At 43.5% G+C, this 23,195-nt stretch carries 18 protein-coding genes; 15 read left to right on the top strand and 3 right to left on the bottom strand.

Translation table 11 applies throughout. The features are described from left to right. Positions 1–45 precede the first annotated feature (45 nt). From ABLA85_RS14450 to ABLA85_RS14460, 3 genes are read left to right on the top strand one after another with little or no spacing between them, the layout of a single operon-like run. The gene (locus tag ABLA85_RS14450) at positions 46–3,657 is read left to right on the top strand and encodes a Tc toxin subunit A (protein ID WP_367965102.1); all 3,612 of its coding nucleotides are present in this window, start codon (positions 46–48) and stop codon (positions 3,655–3,657) included. Then, a complete protein-coding gene (locus ABLA85_RS14455) occupies positions 3,650–7,744 on the top strand; it encodes a neuraminidase-like domain-containing protein (protein WP_367965103.1) in 4,095 nt (1,364 codons plus the stop codon). Before ABLA85_RS14450 ends, ABLA85_RS14455 begins: the two co-directional genes overlap by 8 nt. A gap of 32 nt (positions 7,745–7,776) precedes the next feature. Beyond that, the gene (locus tag ABLA85_RS14460) at positions 7,777–9,720 is read left to right on the top strand and encodes a glycosyl hydrolase family 18 protein (RefSeq protein ID WP_367965104.1); all 1,944 of its coding nucleotides are present in this window, start codon (positions 7,777–7,779) and stop codon (positions 9,718–9,720) included. A gap of 385 nt (positions 9,721–10,105) precedes the next feature. Here ABLA85_RS14460 and ABLA85_RS14465 read toward each other — a convergent pair whose 3' ends face one another. From ABLA85_RS14465 to flgA, 3 genes are all read right to left on the bottom strand, one after another. Beyond that, the gene (locus ABLA85_RS14465; protein WP_367965105.1) at positions 10,106–10,546 is read right to left on the bottom strand and encodes a flagella synthesis protein FlgN; all 441 of its coding nucleotides are present in this window, start codon (positions 10,544–10,546) and stop codon (positions 10,106–10,108) included. A gap of 70 nt (positions 10,547–10,616) precedes the next feature. Beyond that, entirely contained in the window at positions 10,617–10,901 is a 285-nt protein-coding gene (flgM, locus tag ABLA85_RS14470) for a flagellar biosynthesis anti-sigma factor FlgM (RefSeq protein ID WP_367965106.1), read from the bottom strand. Positions 10,902–11,038: 137 nt separating this feature from the next. Beyond that, entirely contained in the window at positions 11,039–11,719 is a 681-nt protein-coding gene (gene flgA / locus ABLA85_RS14475; RefSeq protein ID WP_367965107.1) for a flagellar basal body P-ring formation chaperone FlgA, read from the bottom strand. 280 nt (positions 11,720–11,999) lie between these two features. Here flgA and flgB point away from each other — a divergent pair, with 280 nt between their 5' ends. From flgB to ABLA85_RS14535, 12 genes are all read left to right on the top strand, one after another. Continuing rightward, positions 12,000–12,416, top strand: a complete 417-nt coding sequence (gene flgB / locus ABLA85_RS14480) for a flagellar basal body rod protein FlgB (protein ID WP_367965108.1) — start codon at positions 12,000–12,002, stop codon at positions 12,414–12,416. A gap of 5 nt (positions 12,417–12,421) precedes the next feature. Further along, on the top strand, positions 12,422–12,826 hold the full coding sequence (gene flgC, locus ABLA85_RS14485) for a flagellar basal body rod protein FlgC (protein WP_367965109.1): 405 nt from the start codon (positions 12,422–12,424) through the stop codon (positions 12,824–12,826). Between the two features lie 13 nt (positions 12,827–12,839). After that, positions 12,840–13,529, top strand: coding sequence for a flagellar hook assembly protein FlgD (gene flgD, locus ABLA85_RS14490; RefSeq protein WP_367965110.1), 690 nt, complete (start codon positions 12,840–12,842; stop codon positions 13,527–13,529). A 15-nt stretch (positions 13,530–13,544) separates the two neighbouring features. Then, positions 13,545–14,753, top strand: coding sequence for a flagellar hook protein FlgE (gene flgE, locus ABLA85_RS14495; RefSeq protein ID WP_367965111.1), 1,209 nt, complete (start codon positions 13,545–13,547; stop codon positions 14,751–14,753). A 21-nt stretch (positions 14,754–14,774) separates the two neighbouring features. Then, positions 14,775–15,530 (top strand): flagellar basal body rod protein FlgF, encoded by a 756-nt coding sequence (locus tag ABLA85_RS14500; RefSeq protein ID WP_367965112.1) that lies wholly within the window; start codon positions 14,775–14,777, stop codon positions 15,528–15,530. A gap of 17 nt (positions 15,531–15,547) precedes the next feature. Beyond that, the gene (gene flgG, locus ABLA85_RS14505; protein ID WP_367965113.1) at positions 15,548–16,330 is read left to right on the top strand and encodes a flagellar basal-body rod protein FlgG; all 783 of its coding nucleotides are present in this window, start codon (positions 15,548–15,550) and stop codon (positions 16,328–16,330) included. A 66-nt stretch (positions 16,331–16,396) separates the two neighbouring features. After that, positions 16,397–17,188: a flagellar basal body L-ring protein FlgH gene (locus ABLA85_RS14510; RefSeq protein ID WP_367965114.1), complete on the top strand. Its 792-nt coding sequence runs from the start codon at positions 16,397–16,399 to the stop codon at positions 17,186–17,188. Between the two features lie 15 nt (positions 17,189–17,203). Beyond that, positions 17,204–18,322 (top strand): flagellar basal body P-ring protein FlgI, encoded by a 1,119-nt coding sequence (locus ABLA85_RS14515; protein WP_367965115.1) that lies wholly within the window; start codon positions 17,204–17,206, stop codon positions 18,320–18,322. Then, on the top strand, positions 18,322–19,335 hold the full coding sequence (flgJ, locus tag ABLA85_RS14520; protein ID WP_367965116.1) for a flagellar assembly peptidoglycan hydrolase FlgJ: 1,014 nt from the start codon (positions 18,322–18,324) through the stop codon (positions 19,333–19,335). The genes ABLA85_RS14515 and flgJ overlap by 1 nt, the downstream gene beginning before the upstream one ends. A 177-nt stretch (positions 19,336–19,512) precedes the next feature. Continuing rightward, positions 19,513–21,153, top strand: a complete 1,641-nt coding sequence (flgK, locus tag ABLA85_RS14525) for a flagellar hook-associated protein FlgK (RefSeq protein WP_367965117.1) — start codon at positions 19,513–19,515, stop codon at positions 21,151–21,153. A gap of 67 nt (positions 21,154–21,220) precedes the next feature. Continuing rightward, complete coding sequence (gene flgL / locus ABLA85_RS14530) at positions 21,221–22,183, top strand: flagellar hook-associated protein FlgL (RefSeq protein ID WP_367965118.1); 963 nt, start codon at positions 21,221–21,223, stop codon at positions 22,181–22,183. 354 nt (positions 22,184–22,537) lie between these two features. Continuing rightward, on the top strand, positions 22,538–22,894 hold the full coding sequence (locus ABLA85_RS14535; protein ID WP_367965119.1) for a DUF2645 family protein: 357 nt from the start codon (positions 22,538–22,540) through the stop codon (positions 22,892–22,894). The last annotated feature ends 301 nt before the right edge of the window (positions 22,895–23,195 follow it).

Below are 23,195 nucleotides of genomic sequence, written 5' to 3' on the forward strand. Positions count from 1 at the left end.
ACTTTTTGCTGAATATGACCGAATCACTGAAATGGGATAATAAAAATGAGTAAGAACCATGATTATTCTGACGAACCGCAGAATATGAAAAAAGTTTCACCATTATTAGCGGTGGCGGCAGAGATACCTTTATCTAATTTAGCGATAACAAAAAAAATCACCTCTCCACAAGAAGAATATTCGTCCACGACATTTTCATTGGTTGATGCACTTAAAAATTTAGGCTATCACTCTATTTTCGATATTGTCAGTGTATCAAAGCAGCGTTTTATTAAACGCCATAATGAATCATTGGCCGGTCATGCTGAGATTATCTTTGATAAAGCGGTGAGTATGGCTAACCAATTGGTTCAGCATTATCGACAAAATTCACTCAGGCAACATGATAGAGAAAAAGCGTCATTGCGAATTTCAGGCACAGAGTATCAGGATGCTGGCGAACAAGTTGGAAAACTCCCTGACTATAGTAGCCTGTTCCCGGAACCGTGGGATAATTTTTGTCAGCCAGATGCCATTGAATCCCTTGATAGTCCAGCAAATTACTTACTTGATCTTTATAAATTTGTTCAGCAAATCGAAGTCGATGGCACTAATCAGGCAAGAGTACTGGCAACAAGACGGGAAGATATCTCACAACTGATGTTGGATAGTGAGGCACTTTACAAAGAGGTGCGCGCCCTGAATATCGTAAATGATGTGCTATCTGAAAGTGCCAGAAAATATATTGACCAGACAGGAGAAGCCACTAAACCCGTTAATCAGGTATTGGGAGAAACCCGCTTCCCCTTTACGTTGCCCTATAATTTAGCCACTCAACAAATCAATAGAGGGTTAGCAGAAAATAACACTGAATTAGGTGGCGTGATCCAGCAAGTAGATACACAATTCCCGTGGAGTACAGGAACCGCAAAAAACCATCAGATTTTGCTGGCCTATACACAATTGAGCAATGAACAAATTGGGATATTAACTGAACCTGCTCATTTTTCTGAAAATTTACTGTCACGTGACCAATTGATGAAGTCTTACTACAGTGGCAGTACTACAGAGCTGGTGCCTGAAAAAGATATTTCACGGCACGCTTATATTGTTGCCCAAGAGGAAGGAATAAACGGGCCAACGAAATTAGTTGAAAATTCTCCCAATGCTTATGACAGCATTTCTATCACCTGTAAAAATCAAGCAGGTAAAACCATCACAATTAAACTGCGGGCAGAAAACGTTTTAACTTACTATCGTATCAAGGCAAGAATGGTGCCGTTTGATAATTCTCCACCTTTCAGCCGACAGTTAAAACTGACCTATCTGGAAAGTGATAACCCTGATATCGGTAACCTGGATGAAGGGCCATATTTTGCCAATATGACCATTTACGCCGCTATTCCAGCAGAAAATCATCCAGCAGAAAATCATCAACAAATTGGACAAGTTGTTGATCAAATAGATGGAGTCGTATTTCGGGCTATGAGCTATCGGCTAGCGATTGCTAAGTCTGGTACACCATCCTTCGAATTATCACCACAAGCCAATGATTTTTTCGAAAATAATTATGGCTTGTCAGAAGAGCAAAGTGTCCAGCTTAAGAAAGTGACGGTCTTTGGTGATCAAACTAATACCAAAGTTACAGAACTTGAAAATTTGTTTAGCAGTGGCAAATATCGGCCAATTGTTTCCCCACATGTTCACTTCTCTAACACAATTTTCAGTAGTGAACAAACTTCGGCGGCTTTTCCCGCTCCTTATCATTATGGTGGTGTTTATATCAATGCCGGGCAGCGTGATGCGCTGGAAATTATCCGAACGGATGATGGACGTGAAATCAAGGCCGTATCACAATTCCGTTATGACAGGTTAAATCGTTTTATCCGTTTACAACGTTGGTTTGATTTGCCTTACCACCAGCTTGATCTCTTGCTGGCTTCCGGCATAAAAGCTGAAACAAATAATCTGGACATGAGAATTACGGATAATGTATTGAAATCATTAGGCCTATTCCGGCATCTTAATGTTCAATACAAAGTGACAGCGGAAATGTTTGCCAGTTGGCTATATCAGGTAACCCCATTTTCAATCAGCGATAACGTGCCATTTTTTGACCAGCTCTTCAATCAGACAAAACTGTTTGATCAACCGTTAGTACTGGATAATACAGAATTCAATTACTTGGCAACTCAAGGGGATGATGCCAAAACAATCAAACAACTTTGTGCAGGATTAGGTATTTCTTCGGTGACGTTCCAACTGATCGCACCGCTTGTTGAAAATGTGCATACGCCAATACAGTCTGCGATGCCAGGAAAATTAAAACGTAATCTTGAAGTTGTCTCAAGTCTGTACCGTTTAGTTAGTATTCCTCGCACCTTTGGTCTTTCCACAGAAGATGGATTGATTCTTGCTGATATTCTGACAAATGACCACGGTTATCTGGCTAAGCCGCCTGTTTTCCCTCTGACGAATACTTCTGCCAACAACGCGGAACAGAACAATCTTCTTATCTTCATCATGAAAATGGAGATTATGAGTGCCTGGTTGGTGAAAAGCAAAATTACGGCAGCAAAACTTTCCCTGATGCTAGGTAAAACAGTATTATCTGTTGTACCTACTGATAGCATGGTTACTTTCTTTAAAGGTATTGCTGCCGGATTATCTGAAAACGTACTTTTATCATCGGCAGATTTTATCCGTCCAGAGCTGGCTGGAATCGACGGGTGGGGATTACTGACAGGGGAACATGGGCTACTTAATCAGCAAGGATTGGTATTAGATATTCCACCAGAGTGGAACAAAACAGAGGAAAATCAAATCAGGGAGAAGGTTAGGGCATTGTTTACTGAAGAGGAAGCGGTTTCGGATAATGCCATTAATATCGTAGCCCAACTTTTGATTCAGGCTAAAAATGCACAGGATAATTTGCTATCCAGCGCAATTGCAGCAGAATATGGTGTGGAAAAGAGCCTGGTTCCCTTACAGCTTCGCTGGTCAGGCCGTAATGTTTATCAAGTTTTGAACATGATCCTGACGGGAGTACCGGAAACCTCAGCAGATCTCAGTAGCCAATTTACCGATTTAACCTATAGCCTGCTTATTTATACTCAAATCATTAACACATTAAAAATCAATAAAAACTTACTATTACTGCGCCTGACAAAACCAGAATGGCTTGGTGTGTCAAATAACAAAACCTCAAACTCATTGTCATTGGATGAAATATATTCTTTGACTCGTTATCAAGATTTAGTGAACAGCGCCAACCAGAACGAAGACAAGTTGTATGATTATTTCGCTTATGCGAATGAGGATCATACCAGTCAGTCACAATCTAATCGGTCACAACCCAATAGAAAAACAACCAGAAATGGCATTGATGATCACAGTGAAACCTGTGCAGATATTCTTGCAGATATTTTGGGATGGGATGCCAATGAAATCTATTTGGCTTGTACTTTGCGAGCATTAACTCCTCCTCAGGCACAAAATCTACTCCATATCGACTGGTTACGCAGATTGCAGCAACTTGCAACCCATACAAACTTGTCAGTGAAAACCTTATGGGATGCCAGCGAATTAACAATCAGCACTGATTTCAACCTTTACCAGAGTGTTGGTGAAGCGGTTATGGCGGCCTTAAAAGCGCAAGGAGATATTGAGAATGTCTAATTCCATTGAAGCAAAATTACAAGAAGATTTGCGTGATGCTCTGGTCGATTATTATCTTGGGCAAATTGTTCCCAAAGGGACAGATTTCCAGCGCGATCGTGAGAAAATCAAAAATGTTGATGATCTTTATGATTATCTGTTGTTGGATACACAAGTTTCTTCAAAAGTGACCACTTCACGTTTGTCCTATATTACTCAATCGGTGCAACAGTATATTAATCGCATTATGCTCAATTTGGAGCCGGGCCTTGCCATGACTCAGGAAGAGATCGCCGATTGGCAGGAGTTTGCCAACCGTTATGGTTATTGGTCAGCCAATCAGCAACTCAGGCTATACCCCGAAATTTATGTTGATCCAACTTTGCGTCTGACGAAAACGGAATTTTTCTTTCAACTGGAAAGTGCATTAAATCAGGGAAAACTGACCGATGATGCGGCACAAAAAGCGGTTCTTGGTTATCTGAATCAGTTTGAAGAAGTGAGTAATCTGGAAGTCCTTTCTGGTTATGAAGATGGTACAGACATTGCCAACGATAAAACCTATTTCATTGCCAGAACGCGAACCCAACCTTATCGTTACTTCTGGCGCTCACTGGATATGATACAGCGCAACACGGCGACCAATGAGCTGTATCCGACAGCCTGGAGTGAGTGGAAACCCATCAGTGTGCCATTGGAAAATGCTCGCAACGGTATTGTTCGTCCGGTGATTATGAACAATCGCCTCTATATTGGCTGGTTTGAGGTTGCAGAAGAAAAAGATGAAAAGGAGAGCACAACAATTCGCTATCGAACCAAGCTCAATATAGCGCATCTGGGGTTCGATGGTACATGGAGCAGTGGCACAACAGTACGCGAAGAAGTACTGAAACATGCTATGGATAAAATGATCGCTGTGCTTGACCGGACAGGAAAAGAAGAGCGTTTGGCGCTGGTGGCCTTTACCCGTCTGCATGGTGAAGATAAGAACAAGTCTTATGATTATGACGAAGTATTCAGCTATATCTGTGACAATATGCTGATGGCTTCTTCCGATCTTCCTCCTTCAATGACGCATCTCTCTGACCAGGATGATTATGGCAACAAGCTGGTTTGGTTTTTCTTCCGCGATCCGTCGAATGGAGGAATGAACGAATTCAATCAGCTTATTCTTTATCCTGTTAATAACAATCTAAATTGGCCAATTGTGGGAGAGGAGGTGTTTGAGGGCGAATTGGGCAATAAGGAGAATTTCAAGCTCAGTGCAGCTTATGTGGAAGATACGCTGGATATGTATCTGACGTCTACTTCTACCTATAAATACGATTTCAGTAAGAGTAAAAATATTTTGTATTGCATCTGGTTGCAGGACAAAAATGGTAACCGATGCTGGCTTGAATATAAGTCCCTGACCAAAGAAGACTTTGAAAAAGGGAACATCGAGCTTCATGCTCGCGTGAAACGGTGTAACAGTGATGACCTGAAAGATATCATTGTTGTTACGGGTTTCAGCTTACCGAAAGAAAATGATAAAGATATCGGTGGCAGAATTAAGGTCACATTGAGTGTCGGTAAGTTGCTGCGGGAAAAATTCCAGATCAAACAGAGCAAACAGACTCAATATTTGCAATTCCCTGACAATCAGTTAAATCCCGTTTGGTATTCTGGTAAACAGATCCGCTTAAATACGTTGTTTGCCAAAGAACTCATTAGTAAAGCAAGCAAAAAGCTGGAACTGGTACTGAGTTGGGAAACCCAGAACCTGCATGAAGAATCCATCTCTGGCGGCGGTTCAGTGCCGATTGATCTGGAAGGAGCGAACGGTATCTATTTCTGGGAATTGTTCTTCCATATGCCGTTTCTGGTGGCATGGCGATTTAATGTTGAACAGCGTTTTGAAGAAGCCAATCGCTGGATTAAGTTCTTGTTTGATCCTTATGAAAATGAAGATGAACCTGCATTAAAACAGGGAAAACCGCGTTACTGGAACAGCCGTCCATTGCTTGATGCTCCCAAAGAGACCTACAGTTTAATGCAGCCCAGTGATCCTGATGCCATTGCTTCTGGCGAGCCGATCCACTATCGCAAGGCGATTTTCTATTTCCTGGTCAGAAACCTCATTGATCAAGGTGATATGGAGTACCGAAAACTACAGCCTACGGCAAGAACCATTGCCCGCCTGAGCTATGCCACGGCCAGTTCGCTGCTTGGCCGACGCCCTGATGTACAATTAGCCAGCTACTGGCAGCCATTAACATTGGAAGATGCGCTTTACCGATACGATAACAGTGAACTACGCCAATTGGAGATGCAAAGCCAGCCGTTGCCCCCTATTCCGGTTGTTCATGACAACACTATCCGTGCTATTGACAATGATCTGTTTATAAAACCTATCAACAGCGATCTGACCGCGCTTTGGGATCGTCTTGAAAACCGGATTTACAATTTGCGGCATAACCTTACGTTGGATGGTAAAGAGATTAATCTGGCGTTATATGATGAAAAAATCTCTCCACGAGGTCTGATGAATCTGCGTTACCAGCGTGTCGTGACAGCACGCAATGCCAGCCGAATGAATTTCAATCCTCCTAATTACCGTTTTGAACCAATGCTGGCACGGGCCAAAGGGGGCGTTGATACATTGATCCAGTTCGGCAGTACCTTGTTGAGTTTGCTGGAACGTAAGGAAAGCCTGAGCTTTGAAAAATACCAAATGCTGCAAAACAGCGATCTTTACCGCTTCTCAATAGATCTGCAACAGCAGGAAATCAATATTAATCAGGCTAGCCTGGAAGCGTTGCAAATCAGTAAGAAAGCTGCACAGGATCGATATGAACATTTTAAATCACTGTATGACGAAAATATCTCACCAACAGAACAACAGATAATTGAACTTCAAGCTCAGTCGGCTTCTTCTTTACTGGCTGCGCAAACATTGCGTACCGGCGCCGCGGCATTGGATATGTTGCCCAATATTTATGGGTTGGCGGTAGGAGGATCACGTTGGGGGGCGGCATTAAATGCTGCTGCCGAAATCATTATGATCAAACATCAGTCTGACAGTATCAAAGCTGACAGTTTGAGTGTATCGGAATCATATCGCCGTCGTCGTCAAGAATGGGAAGTACAGTACAAACAGGCGGAATGGGAAGTTAACTCCATTGATCAACAAATTAATGTGCAAAACCTGCAAATGGAGGCCGCGACTAAACGGTTGGCACAAATTGAAGCTGAACAACAAAAATCATTAGAATTGTTGGATTATTTCTCCAGTCGTTTTACTAATGAAAGTCTGTACACATGGATGATAAGCCAACTATCAAACTTATATTTGCAAGCTTATGATGCCGTTTCATCGCTGTGTCTTTCCGCGGAAGCCTCATTGCAGTATGAACTGGATTCAGAGCAGACCTTTATTGAAGGCAGCAGTTGGAATGATTTTTATCAGGGGCTGATGTCCGGTGAAACCCTGAAATTGGCATTACAGAGAATGGAACGTACCTACATTGAACAGAATTCACGCTTGCAAGAAATTACTAAGACCATCTCCCTGAAAGAACTTCGAAAAGAGATGTGGGATAAGGATCTGGAAACGCTGAAACAACATTCAGCAATCACGTTCAACTTGCAAGAAGCCGATTTTGCAAAGGATTATCCCAACCTTTCTCATCGTCGAATTAAATCTGTCTCAGTTTCCCTTCCGATGCTGGTGGGGCCTTATGAAGATATTTGTGCGCAGTTATCGTTGGGCGTTAATGCCCGCATGATAAAAGCTGATATTCAGGTGATGGAAAAGGTACTGAAAAATGGCCTTAATGCTGATTCTCCCTATTGGGTACGTAGCATTCATCCTAACCAGCAGATCTCTTTGTCCAGTGGTATGAATGACAGCGGCATGTTCACACTGAATTTTGATGATGAACGCTTCTTACCATTTGAAGGATCTGGCGTCGAATCAAGCTGGACATTCGCCTTTACTAACCAGACTCAGAATCTTGACAGCTTAACCGATGTCATTCTGCACGTCAGATACACGGCTAAAGCAGGTTCTTCTGCGTTTGGTAAAGCCGTCCAGAAGCTATTGGCAGAATCGAAAATGGATTCATAACCGTATGGTCTTGGCTTGTTACAGATGATTTCATGATGAACCAGCCTCCTGAAAAGGAGGCTGAACAGGAAAACGATGGGAGTTTCTTAATGGCTAACAAATACACTTATACATCATCAAAAGCAATGTCCGATATCAGTGATGCTATTGGTGAACCATTAACTGCCTGGAATCAGCAGGAAGGCGGGCAAGTTTATAATGTCATTTTTGATGGTAATGTTTATACCAACACTTATTGGGTTGAACGCTGGCATGTTCCCGGTCAATCCGGCAAAGAAAGCTCAGCGCACAATGCCTGGAAATATGTACGTGCAGCAACGGCAGATGAAATGAAACAGCATGGCAATCCAACGGATGGCACGGTATTGCCAACAGAAAATATTCCATTCCCTATTCTGCAATTTGATGAATATACGCAAGACAGTTATCAACAAATCGGATACAAACCCGATGGCTCAGGTTCATATTTATCTTATACCGCTACTCGTGTCTGTAAGCCCATGTATAACCAGTATGAAAGCGATCTGACAAAGCCCAAACTTTCTGCTTATATTACAGATTGGTCCCAATATGATGTTCGTCTTGATAAAGATGATGAAGAGAGTAAAGATCCAAACCAGTGGGGCAGGGGATTTGACTTAGCGACCATTGATCCAACCACTTATGACAAATTGATTTTCAGTTTCTTAGGTGTTTGTGGTGATGTTGGTGTTAAGAAAGACAAAGTGAACGAAGTATGGGCTGGCTGGAATTCCCAGACTGACCAGAAAATCAGTGAAGGTCACATTGTGCCACTGGATCCTTACGGTGATCTAGGAACAGCGCGTAACGTGGGATTGCCAGAAACAAGTCAGAACACGGCAATTAACCCAGGAACGTTTTTGCCCTATTACAACCAGAGTAAAGCGGCTGGTTTATTGGGGGGATTGCGGGAACTCCAAAAGCGTGCACGTGCGGCTGGCCATAAACTGGAGCTGGCATTCAGTATTGGTGGCTGGAGCTTGTCGAGTTATTTCTCCGTGATGGCGGCTGATGAAAATCAGCGTAGTGTTTTCATTGGTAGCGTTGTCGATTTTTTTGAGCGTTTCCCGATGTTCAGTTGTGTGGATATTGACTGGGAATATCCGGGGGCTGCGGGGGATGAACACAACCACATTAGTGAAGATGATGGTAAAAATTATGCCCTTTTGGTTAAAGAGTTACGAACAGCACTGGATAATCGGTTTGGTATAGGCAGTAAGGAAATTTCCATTGCCTGTAGCGGGGTAAAAGCAAAATTGGAGAAATCCAATATTGCTGAACTAGTGAAAAATGGCTTGGACAACATTTTCCTGATGAGTTACGACTTTTTTGGTACAGGATGGGCGAGTTATATTGGTCACCACACTAATCTTTATTCCCCCAACGATCCTGATCCTAACGGAGAATATGATCTTTCCGCCGAGGCAGCGATTCAATATCTGCATCAAGAATTGGGCATTCCCTTGAACAGGATTAATTTAGGTTATGCCAACTATGGGCGTGCAGGGAAAGGAGCCAATCTTGAAACACGCCGGTACGATATGCCTGCTGATGCGTTAGGAACAATGGAAAAGGGGGCACCGGAATTTTTCGATATCGTCAATAATTACCTGGATAATGAACACACACTCAGCACCGGAAAGAATGGATTTGTATTGATGACGGACACTAACGCGGATGCCGATTTCTTGTTCAGTGAAAAGCAGGGGCATTTTATTTCATTGGACACGCCGCGTACAGTGAAACAAAAAGGAGAATACGTCAGCAAACATCAATTAGGAGGGATTTTTTCCTGGTCTGGCGATCAGGATTGCGGGCTGTTAGCGAATGCAGCCAGAGAAGGCATGGGATATGTTGCCAAATCTAACCATGAAACGATTGATATGGGGCCGTTGTATAATCCCGGAAAGCCTTATTATTTAAAATCGCTTCGTGAATTAAAGTCTTCTCGTTAAAACTATAGATTTAAGTTTCTGACAAACCTCGTTGAAAATAACGGGGTTTGTTACTTTTATCTCGAATAATTTTCTCATCTTACCTTTGTTATTGTCGGATCACGGATAGATAATTTTCGTTATTATGATAATTGTAATTTCTTTGATTATTATTAACAGGTTTTATAACCAAATCTTATTTGAGGGGCATGTTTCCAATTTACTGATAGTGATATATGTTCAGATAATATCCTGTAATTCGGTCATGCATTTCTATGGCTTTTAAAAAATAAGGGGATTTTGAAAAAGATAGGGTTTTAATACAACAACACAGAAACAGACCTCTTATTATTACGGATATACCAAGAGGTCTGTAAAGATTGCTGCTTAAGCAGCATGAGAATAATCAAACACTGATCTTATGGCCCGATAAAGCAGAATTATGACGGGCCTGACCATCAGCACCATAAAGAGAAGGGCTGTGATGGCTTTTCAAAAAAGCCATTGCCTGACTATTTAACTCAATATGTTGATCCAACAAAAATCCATTATGCGCATTTAAATTACGAATTCGTTCAACCGATTGACTGATTTGATCCCACAACACAGCCAATATTTCATGGTCAGCATAAGGTGCATTCACTTTCAGCGTTTCATTTAATTGCTGGCGCTTTCTTTCAGCATGATCGAGTGCCGAAAGCAAAAATGTTTTTTGCTCTGTGACACGATGTAATTGATTCGCTTCAATAAAGCCTTCGCTCAGGATACGTTGTTCTTCTGCTATCGTTGTCGAAAGCGAATGTAAGCGTGCACTTTGCTGTTCAAGCAAGAGTTGAAGTTCTTCCATTTATGGCCTTTACGATTTTGCTGGTTTATTGCTTATATTCCTTGTTATTAAGGTAATACGTTTTAAGTAATCAGTTTTCAAGGGCTTCTCTGAGCAGGGCATCAGCAATTTTACCGCTGTCCATGGTCAAGGTTCCCTTTGCAATCGCTTCTTTCAGTTGTTGTACTTTCTGGATATTAATATCTTGACTACTTGGCTGAACCAGTTTTTTCTGCGCCTCACTCAGTCTAACTTGCGTATCGGCGCTTTTTTCTGCAACAGCCACAATCTTGCGAGTGCTCTGGGCAGTTTCATTGGCATTGCGTTGCTGTAAAGCAGCAATAGCCAGTAGAGGTTGAGTGCGTTCAATACTCATAATCGTAATCCTTTAATCAGGCATTATTTATTTGTCTTAACTCTATTGGGTAGAGGTAGCAGGCGATATACCGCTGGCATGCCTGTAAATCATGGTCTGATGGTTATATCGGCGTAGAAACATAAAACTTTAGCCATTCATAACATCATTTTTACACTACCATTTTCCTGAGCTTCTCCGGTAATAACCTGTCCGGAAACCAAGCGGACACGGATATTATCAAAACTTGCAGCATTGTTAATTGCTTTTCCTTCATAATTTACCCGGAAATTTTGCCCATCTACGGTGATGACAACATTTTGTCCGGCTTTAATCACCCATGGACGCCGGAGCATATTACGTGTGATGAATTGCCCGGCAGGTATGTTGCGAATGGCAATACCATTAAGTGTAACCTTTTTGTTATGAATGATATCGTTTGGCAATTTGTCTAAAGCGCCTGTTTTGACCTGAAAATCTTTTTCTCTCAGTACCGAATTACGTTGAATTGCACGATTTGAAACTAAGTATGGACCGATAACACTGACGTAGATTTGCATAAAACGACGTTGCTGACCACAGTTAACCGGCAGCGAAATATTTCCCCAATTTTTATTGCCCATTGGTGGATGTATTTCAGGAGATTCACAAGTTGGCCATTGTTGTTCCGGTGTTTTGATGTCTACGGAAACTTTATAGTTCGTGCCGTGATGAATCTGCTTGAAATAATCATTAATTGAACGAGGTAAATCATTCCCCCATGCCAAAGAACCACCAAAAAACAGGTTGAGAAAAAAGGTAAGCAAGCCGATAAATTTTAATGCAGGCATTTTAATCATTTTTATCTCTCTTACTCTTACCTTACGCGCTATTACCTGACACCAGTGAGGTAAACCATGATGCCAAAAATATTCAGTATCTGCTGGAGGTTAATAGTGTAACGCGCTTGATTATTAGTTAATGGGATAAATAGCAAATCAATTTGTGTCTATTCTTCGAATCGGCTTTTTCTTCTGAGTTTATGCTGTTAGCGCTCTTAATGCGTTACGGGGCTTGGTTCTGCGGGACTTACCCTAAACTGGCCTATAAAGCTGGCTATAAAACAGGCGAGGGAGGAATATGCTCGATAAATTAGATACCGCCTTTCATTTTCGACAAGAAGCCCTGGTACTCCGCAACCAGCGGCAGGAAATTCTGTCGGCAAACATTGCCAATGCGGATACCCCTGGCTATCAGGCTCGCGATATCGATTTTGCCGCCCAATTAAGAAAGGTGATGGAACATGGTCGTGTGACGGGGAATGGAATTGGGCTGACTCTGACTTCCCATCGACATATTCCCATTCAGCCTCAGAAACGTCTGGAGATGGATCTGTTGTATCGGGTGCCTCACCAGACGTCGATGGATGGAAATACCGTTGACATGGATATGGAACGCAGCAATTTCGCAGATAACAGTCTGAAATATCAGGCCGAACTTACCATGACGAATGCTCAGATCAAAAGCATGATGTCAGTTCTACAGTCACAAGGATAATGGGAATGTCTCTACTCAGTATTTTTGATATTGCCGGCTCCGCGCTTTCTGCTCAGTCTCAGCGGCTGAACGTCAGCGCCAGTAATATGGCGAATGCCGACAGTGTTGCGGGGCCGGATGGTGAGCCATACCGTGCCAAACAAGTGGTCTTCCGTGTTGCCGCCCCCGCAGGCCAAGAGGTTGGCGGCGTTCGCGTTAGCGAAGTGGTGGATGATCCCACACCTTTTCGTCTTGAATATCAGCCGGGTAACCCGTTAGCAGATGAAAAAGGTTATGTGCGTATGCCAAATGTGGATGTCGTCGGGGAAATGGTCAATACCATCTCTGCTTCCCGCAGTTATCAGGCAAATATTGAAGTTCTCAATACCACTAAGTCCATCATGCTGAAAACCCTGACTCTGGGTCAGTAACAGGAATTCCATTATGGCAGTTACCGCTTCAATCAATGACTCTTTGGATAATTCAACGGTTGGTGAATTAGCCAACATCACCAAAACACAGCCACAGAAAAGTGGTGATATCAAAGATAACTTCCTGAATTTACTAGTTGCACAGCTCAAAAATCAGGACCCAACCAATCCAATGCAAAACAATGAAATGGCTACGCAGTTTGCGCAGATCAGTACTGTTGAAGGCATTGAAAAACTCAATAAATCGTTGGGTGCCATTGTTGGACAAATGGAAGGTAATCAGGCAATGCAAACGACCATGTTGATTGGTCGTAAAGTGATGATCCCAGGGGATAAAATTTTAGTAGGTTCCAAAGAAAAGAAAGAAATCAGTGCACTTGGCTTTGAACTGAGCCGACCTGCCGACAGTGTCAAAGTAACCATCAAAGATAAGAGTGGTGCGGTAGTCCGGGAATGGGATATCGGTGAGTTAAATACAGGTGTTCATAGCCATAAATGGGATGGTAAAGACGCGGATGACAAGGACGTTGCAGACGGTGCATATAGCTTTACTGTTTCTGCAAGCTATCAAGATCAAGCGATAGTGACATTCCCGCTGACACAAGGTGTGGTAAACAGCGTCACACGGGGTGAAGACGGCACTAAATTAGATTTAGGGCTGGCGGGTACGGTAACCATGGATAAAGTTCGTCAGATTCTTTAATTAAACGGAGGACATATGTCTTTTTCACAAGCGGTTAGTGGCTTGAATGCCGCCGCGAGTAATCTGGATGTTATTGGTAATAACATCTCAAACTCAGCGACATTTGGCTTTAAATCTAGCTCCGCCGCGTTTGCGGATGTTTTCAGTGGTTCAGACGTGGGTTTGGGTGTTAAGGTTTCTGGTATGTTTCAGAACTTTAAAGATGGATCAACCACTAAGACTAATCGCCAGTTGGATATGGCAATTACCCAGGGCGGTTTTTTCCGCATGCAGGATCTCAGCGGTAATATTTTCTATTCCCGTAACGGTCAGTTCCAAATGGACAAAGAGCGTAATCTGATCAATATGCAGGGCATGAAGTTGACGGGTTATCCGGCGGTAAACGGAGAAATTCAGGAAGGCGGAGCTGTAGTACCACTTTCAATTCCAACGGATATGTTGAATGCGAAAGCGAGTACAGAAGTTAAGTTGAAAGCTACCCTAAATTCAATGCACCCAGCGATTGATCAAGTAAAAAATCCCTTTGATCCGAATAATAAAGATAGCTTTAACTACAGCACAACTCTGCAAGTCTATGACAGTTTAGGGAATCAACATGACCTCAATATATTCTTCGTGAAAACAGCCAACAATAAGTGGGAGTTTCATGCTAAGGATATTTCTGTCGCAGGCTCTGCCGCTCATAAATTGGGTGATGTGGCATTTGACGGTAATGGCCAAATGGCCGGCATCAATAATACATTTACATTCAATGTAGAATCTTTGAATGGTTCAATTGCTGCGCCAATCACTATCGATTTTTCGGGGAGTAAACAGCAGAACATTGCACAAGATTTTACCTCTAATCCAACACAAAATGGCTATGCTGCGGGTAGTTTCATTGATTACCGTGTGGATAATGACGGCAAGATTTACGCTACCTATTCCAACAACCAGAAACAAGTATTAGGTCAGGTAATACTGGCAAACTTTTCTAATCCTGAAGGCTTAGCCGCGCAAGGCGATAACGTTTGGGTAGAATCCGGTGCATCCGGTAGTCCGGTAGTGGGTATTGCGGGTTCCGGTAACTTCGGCAAACTGATTAGCAGTGCGCTGGAATCATCAAACGTTGATATGAGCCAGGAGCTGGTCAGCATGATTGTCGCCCAGCGTAACTACCAATCTAATGCCCAGACCATCAAAACGCAGGACCAAATTCTGCAAACGCTGGTCAGTATGCGTTAATAGGCTCAGGCGGATAGCTTTATGGATCACGTCATTTATACCGCTATGGGCGCTGCACGCCAAACGCTGGAGCACCAGGCTGTCACAGCCAACAATCTGGCGAATGCGTCAACACCAGGCTTCAAGGCCCAGCTTGCTGCATTACGAGCTGTACCGATTGAAGGTGAAACCCTGCCAACGCGTACATTGACCGTTGCCTCTACCCCCGGCATGGATAGCCGTCAAGGCCCCATGAATTACACTTCTCGTCCGTTAGATGTGGCGGTCGGACAAGGTGGCTATTTGGCTGTCCAGCTTGAAGACGGGACAGAAGCCTATACCCGCAACGGCAGCATCCAGATTTCACCAGAAGGGCAACTGATGGTACAGGGGCGTATGTTGATGGGCGAAAACGGGCCGATTGATGTTCCGCCGCAGGCTGAACTGACCATTGCGACAGACGGTGCCATCTCTGCCCTGATTGCCAGCGATCCACCCACTTTATTGGGGCAGATTGGCAAGCTGAAAATCGTCAAACCGGAAGCCAACCAAGTGGTGCGCGGTGATGATGGTTTGTTCCATTTAACGCCACAGGCGCGGGAACAACAAGGTGATGAACTGGCGACAAGCACTGAAGTGAAAATCATGCCGGGTGTACTGGAAGGCAGCAATGTTAACCCAGTGGAAAGCATGGTGAACATGATCGCCAACGCGCGTCGTTTTGAGATGCAAATGAAAGTCATACACAGTTCTGATGAAAATGCTCAGCGGGCTAACCAGCTTCTTGCTATGAGCTAATCGGGGGGGATAAATTCATGATCCGATCTTTATGGATTGCCAAGACTGGGCTGGATGCTCAGCAAACCAATATGGATGTAATTGCCAACAACCTGGCAAACGTCAGCACTAATGGTTTTAAACGTCAGCGTGCGGTGTTTGAAGATTTACTTTATCAAACTGAACGCCAGCCTGGCGCGATGTCATCTGAACAGACTAACCTGCCATCCGGTTTACAGATTGGTACAGGCGTTCGTCCGGTAGCGACTGAGCGATTGCACAGTCAGGGTAACCTGGCACAGACTAGTAATAGTGAAGATGTGGCAATCAAGGGGCAGGGTTTTTTCCAGATTCAGTTGCCTGATGGCACAACTGGCTATACCCGTGATGGTTCATTTCAGGTGGATCAGAACGGTCAATTAGTGACTGCCGGGGGATTTCAGGTCGTGCCTGCCATCATCATTCCAGACAATGCCACTAAAATAAACATTGCCCGTGATGGTATCGTTAGCGTAAATGTGCAGGGGCAAAACGCGCCGCAGCAGGTTGGACAACTGACACTGGCTACCTTTATCAATGAAAGAGGTCTGGAAAGCATCGGTGAGAACTTGTATCTGGAAACTAACAGTTCCGGTGTTCCGGTAGAAAATGCACCGGGCATCAATGGTGCCGGATTGCTCAATCAGGGGTATGTTGAAACCTCTAACGTCAATGTGGCAGAAGAACTGGTCAGTATGATTCAGGTTCAACGAGCCTACGAAATTAACAGTAAAGCAGTATCGACTTCAGATCAGATGCTGCAAAAACTGACTCAGTTATAACCTAGTCATTAATCAGTGGGGAATAAATTCCCCACGATTTCTACGATAAACTTAAGAGCATCGAAGATGGATACAATGCCCGTTGCTGAAAGCTATGCTGAAAAACAGGCTGAAAAATATGTCGCTTATAGCTTTGCCGGTTTACGGAAAAACCAGGGGAATAAGCGGCATATCAGCAGAACTGTGGCGGTAATCGCATTGTCGGTACTGACATTAGGGGGCTGTGCTTATATGCCGCACAAACCACTGGTGAAAGGGGTGACAACTGCCAAACCCGCTGAAACACCTGCCCCGGTGCCGAATGGTTCTATTTTTCAGACTGTCCAGCCAGTCTATTACGGTTATCAGCCACTGTTTGAAGACCGTCGTCCACGCAATATCGGTGATACGCTGACGATTATCCTGCAAGAAAATGTCAGTGCCAGCAAAAACTCCTCAGCGAATGCCAGCCGTAATGGTAAAACCAGTTTCGCTGCTACCCTGACTCCCCGTTTTTTACAGGGATTGATTGGTGGTGATAAAACTGATTTGGGCATGGAAGGTAATAATGAGTTTGGCGGTAAAGGCGGGGCGAATGCGAATAATACTTTCAGGGGCACAATTACGGTGACCGTGGATCAATTGTTGGCAAACGGTAACCTGCATGTTGTCGGGGAAAAACAGATTGCTATCAATCAGGGAACAGAATTTATCCGCTTCTCTGGCGTTGTGAACCCGCGCACCATCACTGGCAACAATACAGTCAGTTCTAATCAGGTTGCAGATGCCCGCATTGAGTATGTTGGCGATGGTTATATCAATGAAGCGCAGCACATGGGATGGTTACAGCGTTTCTTTATGAATATCTCACCGTTTTAAAAGAGGATGGTCAGGATGAAAAAATTAGTCGCCAGCCTTTTTACGTTTTTGCTGGTATTGTTCAACACGTTCATGCCGACCAGTGCTTTTGCTGAACGCATTCGTGATTTGACGACCATTGAGGGGGTCAGGGATAACGCGCTGATTGGTTATGGTTTAGTCGTTGGGCTGGATGGCACGGGTGACCAGACCATGCAAACGCCTTTCACCACCCAAAGTTTAAGTAATATGTTGTCACAGTTGGGGATCACTGTGCCGCCCGGTACAAATATGCAACTTAAGAACGTTGCTGCCGTTATGGTGACAGCCAAGCTGCCACCATTTGCGCGTTCAGGGCAAAGCATTGACGTGGTCGTTTCTTCACTGGGTAATGCCAAGAGTCTGCGTGGCGGTACATTGCTGATGACTCCATTGAAAGGTGTTGATAATCAGGTATATGCACTGGCGCAAGGCAATATTCTGGTTGGTGGTGCGGGAGTGAGCGCAGGTGGCAATAGTCTTAAAATCAATCAACTTGCCGGCGGACGAATTTCCCATGGTGCTGTTATTGAGCGGGAGTTGCCAACGAAATTTGGTCAGAAAGGTATTCTGAATCTGCAATTGAATGAAGATGATTTTAGTCTGGCTCAGCAAATCAGTGATGCTGTCAACCGCCTGAAAGGGGTAGGTACAGCAACAGCGCTGGACTCCCGCACGGTACAGTTACGTTTGCCGATAGAGAACAGCGAACAGGTGAAATTCTTGTCACAGGTTCAGAACCTGAATATTCGTGTCGATGCTGGCGACGCCAAAGTGATTTTCAACTCCCGTACAGGATCGGTGGTGATGAACCGCAATGTCACATTGGATAGCTGTGCGATTGCTCATGGCAGCCTGTCTGTGATTGTTGAGCGTCAGACGGTAGTCAATCAGCCAAATACACCACTGGCAGGGGGAAATACGGTTGTGACCCGCAATACCGGGGTTGGTATTCAGGAGCAAGGCGGTGTGTTACAGAAAGTTAATGCCAGTGCAAACCTGACTCAGGTTATTCGTGCGTTGAACGCTTTGGGAGCAACACCGACAGACTTAATGTCTATTTTGCAGGCGATGGAAAGTGCAGGTTGCTTGCGGGCGAAGTTGGAGATTATCTGATGAATGATTTTCTGACGATGCCGAATGTTGCTTACGATGTGAATTCACTCCATTCACTAAAAGCCAAATTATCACAGGATCCACAACAGGGGCTACGGCAGGTAGCCCAACAACTGGAAGGCGTATTTGTTCAGATGATGCTGAAAAGTATGCGTTCCTCATTGCCACAGGATGGCATATTGAGTAGTGATCAGACGCGTTTTTATACTTCGATGTACGATCAGCAGATTACCCAGGATCTTTCTCAAAAAGGACTGGGATTTGCTGATATGATCGTCAAACAGTTTTCCAACGCTATTCCTAATACTACTGTTCCTAATACTACTATTTCTAATGCTAACAGCGCTCCCAGCGAACTGGCCGGAACTGTACCGATGTCATTGGATAATGAAATCCTGCATACCCTGCCAAAACAGGCTTTGGAACAGTTTCTACGTCGGACAATACCTGTTAAATCACCCAATCGTGCAGTACAGTCGAAAACTCTGCCAATAACCAGGTCTTTGCCAATAAACAGTGCCAGCTTTGTTTCTATGCTTTCTGTGCCTGCGCAGATAGCCAGTCAGCAAAGTGGTATCCCCCATTTACTGATCATCGCACAAGCCGCACTGGAATCTGGTTGGGGGCAACGGGAAATTCTGACCGAAGAGGGTAAGCCGAGTCATAACCTGTTTGGCATCAAAGCAGGCAAAAGCTGGCAAGGACCTGTCACTCAAATCACGACAACCGAATACATTGAGGGTGAACCGAAGATAATACGTGACAGTTTCCGGGTTTATGACTCTTATCTGGAAGCTGTCACGGATTACGTCAAATTCCTGGCGGAAAACCCGCGCTATGCCAAAGTCGCCCGGTCAACGACCGCAGAACAGGGAGCATACTCCTTGCAAGATGCAGGGTATGCCACAGACCCTGGTTATGCCGAGAAACTGGTAACACTGATCCAGCAATTAAAGCGTAGCGGCCATCAGATGGTAAAAGCCTATGACTATGATTTCGATAACTTGTTCTGACCGAACAGTCCAAGTCATTTTTGTTCAAGGATCAGAATATCCTGCCGATAACTTTTACAGATAATTTATCCCTTTCGTCTTTCAAGTTGCCTCTTGAAATCCATTGGGTATATACCGATAACGACAGCAGTTGGCCTCCCATGATGGAGGCATAACGAAAACGTAAAAGGATCTACAATGTCCAACAGTCTTATGAATACTGCCATGAGTGGTATTACTGCCGCACAGGTGGCAATGAGTGTAGTGGGTAATAACATTGCTAACTCCAGAAACGAAGGTTATAACCGACAGACCACCGTAATGACACAAAATAGTGGGGCTATGTCACCCGCTGGTTTTGTGGGTAACGGTGTGACGGTGACTACCATTAACCGTGAATATAGCGAGTTTATCAATCAGCAATACAACTCTGCGCAAACCAAACAATCTGCCTTAAAGGCTTATAAAGAGCAGATTACCAAAATCAACAACTTGTTAGCAGATAAAGACATTAGCTTATCGAATTCCATTGAAGACTTTTTCAAAAGCCTGGGGACGGTTGAAAGCAATGCAGAAGACAGCGCGGCAAGAACCACGGTGTTAGGCAAAGCGGAAGGTTTAGTCAGCCGATTTAAAGAAGCGGACGAATTTTTGCGTCAGGTTGATAGCAGCATCAATGCTCAGATTGAGAAAAATGTTATAGAAATCAACAAATACTCAGAAGAAATTGCCAAACTGAATAATGAAATCACCCGTATGCGTGGTGTGGGTACAGGTGAACCGTTGGCATTGCTGGATAAACGAGATCTGGCGGTAAGTAAATTAAATGATCTGGTGGAAGTGAGTGTCACTCAACAGGATGGTGGAGTTTATAACGTCTCATTCGGTGGTGGTATTTCACTGGTATCGGGGGGTAAATCCTACCGGATGGAAGCTATTCCATCCAGTACTGACAGTAGCCGTATTACGCTAGGTTATAACAATGGCACTGTGGGTACGAGAGAAATTGATGAGCGTTTCATTTCAGGTGGTAAGTTGGGCGGCGCATTGCGCGTGCGCAGCGAAGTTATCGATTCAACCCGTAATGAACTAAACCAACTGGCACTGGTCATGGCTGACCAATTTAACCAGGTACAACATGCTGGCTTTGACCTGAAAGGTAAAGCGGGCATTGATTTCTTCAACTTTAGCAAACCGGATGTTGTTTCTAACAGTGATAACAAAGGTACGGCTGACATCAAGGTGGAATATAGCGATACCACCAAAGTGAAAGCCAGTGATTACACTCTCAAATATGAAAGTGGAGATTGGAAAGTACAACGTCTTTCTGATCGCGAAAGGGTTGCTGTGACCAAAAACGGCAATACACTGGAATTTGATGGGCTGAAAGTAGAAATTGATGCTACTCGCGTACAGGATCACGATAAATACACACTGAAAACGGTCAGTAACGTCGTGGCTACGTTAGAATTGAATCTTAAGGATTCATCCCAATTGGCGGCAGCGGGAGACAACAAGGCTGGTCAAAGTGATAACCGCAACGCGAAGAAATTCCTTGAATTACAGGATAAACGTTTGGTGGATGGCAAGGCTTCCTTTGCCGGAGCATACGCCTCACTGGTAAGTACCGTGGGCAGCAAAGCTAATAGCGCAACTATCAGCGTTGAAAGACAAGGCCACATCGTTGATAAATGGAAATCGACCCGTGAATCCATTTCCGGCGTTAATATGGACGAAGAATACGGCGAACTGCAACGTATGCAGCAGTACTATCTGGCAAACGCCCGTGTGATCCAGACGGCGACAACTTTGTTTGATGCTATTTTGGGCATTCGCTGATCACTGTTTTTGATAGTAACTATTCTTGCTAGTCGCTAGTCGCTGGTAACAAAAAGGAAATGATATTGTGCGTGTAAGTACGAATCTATTATACAGCCAAAAAATGAATGGAATTTTTGGTGCTCAATCCAAGTGGATGAAATATGGTGAACAACTGTCCAGCGGCCGCCGGGTCATTAATCCATCCGATGATCCTTTGGCTGCATCACAAAACATCATGGTTTCTCAATCTGAATCGAAAAACCAGCAGTTTATGACTGCCCGTATTTTTGCCAAAAATGCCATGTCATCCCAATTGAGCATTACTTCTGATGCCGTTAAGGTGATATCTAACGTGTTTGAGACTTTAGTTGCGGCTGCGGATGAACAGAGTGATCAAGATCGCGAATCCTATGCGCAGCAATTGGAAGGTTTTAAACAAGCTCTGTTGAATCTCGGCAATAAAACTGATGGTAATGGCCGTTATATTTTTGCTGGTTATAAAACGGATAAGCCTCCTTTTGTAGCAGATAAAGATGGCAAAGTCAGTTACGTCGGAGGTGACAAAGCAATCACCCAGAAAGTGGATGATAACCGCACAATGGTATTTGCTCATACCGGACGACAGGTTTTTTTATCAGAGACATCCAGCCCGGTTAAAGAGCCTGATGGCAGGTCGAGTGAATCTGATGTTTTTGCCTCCATTGATATGGCAATCAAAGCGTTGAGAACGCCATACAGTTTGGCGACTGAAGAGCAGAAAAACGAAGCTAATGAGTTGATGAATAAAGCTAACCGTGGGATCCGTAACAGCCAGAATAACTTCTCTTCTGTGGAAGCCGTACTTGGATTACAACTTCAGGAATTGGATCAACTGGATTCTTTGGGTAGTGAACGTAGTATTGCCAATAAAGTTCGCTCTGGGGAATTGGTCGATGTGGATTGGACTGCGACTATTTCCAGCTATTTCCAACAACAGGTTGCTTTGCAGGCTTCTTTTAAAGCGTTCACAGACTTAAAAGGAATGTCTCTGTTTGAGATGTATCGATAATTAAGTCTAATGTGAGCTTGTGACTTTCAGACCCTGGCTCTTATCTGTTTGTTAATTAAACGGATAAGGGCTTATTCCTTTCCTCTGTATTTTTATTACGTATTTTTTATCACGTATTGTTATTAATAGCCTGAATTTATTATACCTCTTAGGGTGTATTGAATTTTTCGCCTCCGACAAATCCTGGTTTTTCTATTCATCATATTATCTTATCTTGTGATCAAGATCTGATCTTTGGCAGGCCGAGAGAATGCCGTATTAAGTTTTTTGATATAAACGTTTCAGATTTAATTTAATGAGCTTAAGAAAGGATTAAATCTCGTCTTATGCCTTATAAATAGATGAGAAAAATAAATGAGCATGAAAATTATAAATATACTCGCCTGTATCACCTTTATTTTGTTCAGTACTATATTGATAGGATGTTTGTCAACAGTTGATTTTGAGTGGACGATCGGGGAAGAAGGGATCAATACCGTTTGTGATGTGGTCGGTTCTTTTGTTATCAATGATGACAGGATATTGACAGCACCATTATGTCTTTTTTTTCTATTGCCATTTATGTTGGTATTTACAGTGAAAGGTATCAAAGCATTTTCACTGTGTAAGTTAAAATCGATCAGTTATGTACTGGTTGCAGGATTTTCAATGGGATATTGGTATTGGATGTTCTTTGGCCGATTTATTGGGTGCTCATTCGCGACATACTAATCTCTGCTATGTCCTTTAATCAGCCTAATTACCTAAAAATAGTTATTTATTGGGAGATGACGGGAGTTTATCTCCCAATAGATAACAACCAAAATACTTTTTAAACTTCTTTTAGTTTTCCTTCCGTTCATGCATTCCATAGTGACGAATAATGGCTGTAACGCTTAATCGATAATCTGCAAATATACCGTTGCGCCCTGACGTTTGTGCTTCCCGGTGTTGGTCAGTATTTTGCCACTGTTTATATGATAGGGTAGTTTTACTCTGGCTTTAATTCTGCTTTAGATAGTGTCGTCATGAA

This window comes from Xenorhabdus sp. SGI246 (assembly GCF_040838225.1).
Classification (GTDB): domain Bacteria; phylum Pseudomonadota; class Gammaproteobacteria; order Enterobacterales; family Enterobacteriaceae; genus Xenorhabdus; species Xenorhabdus indica.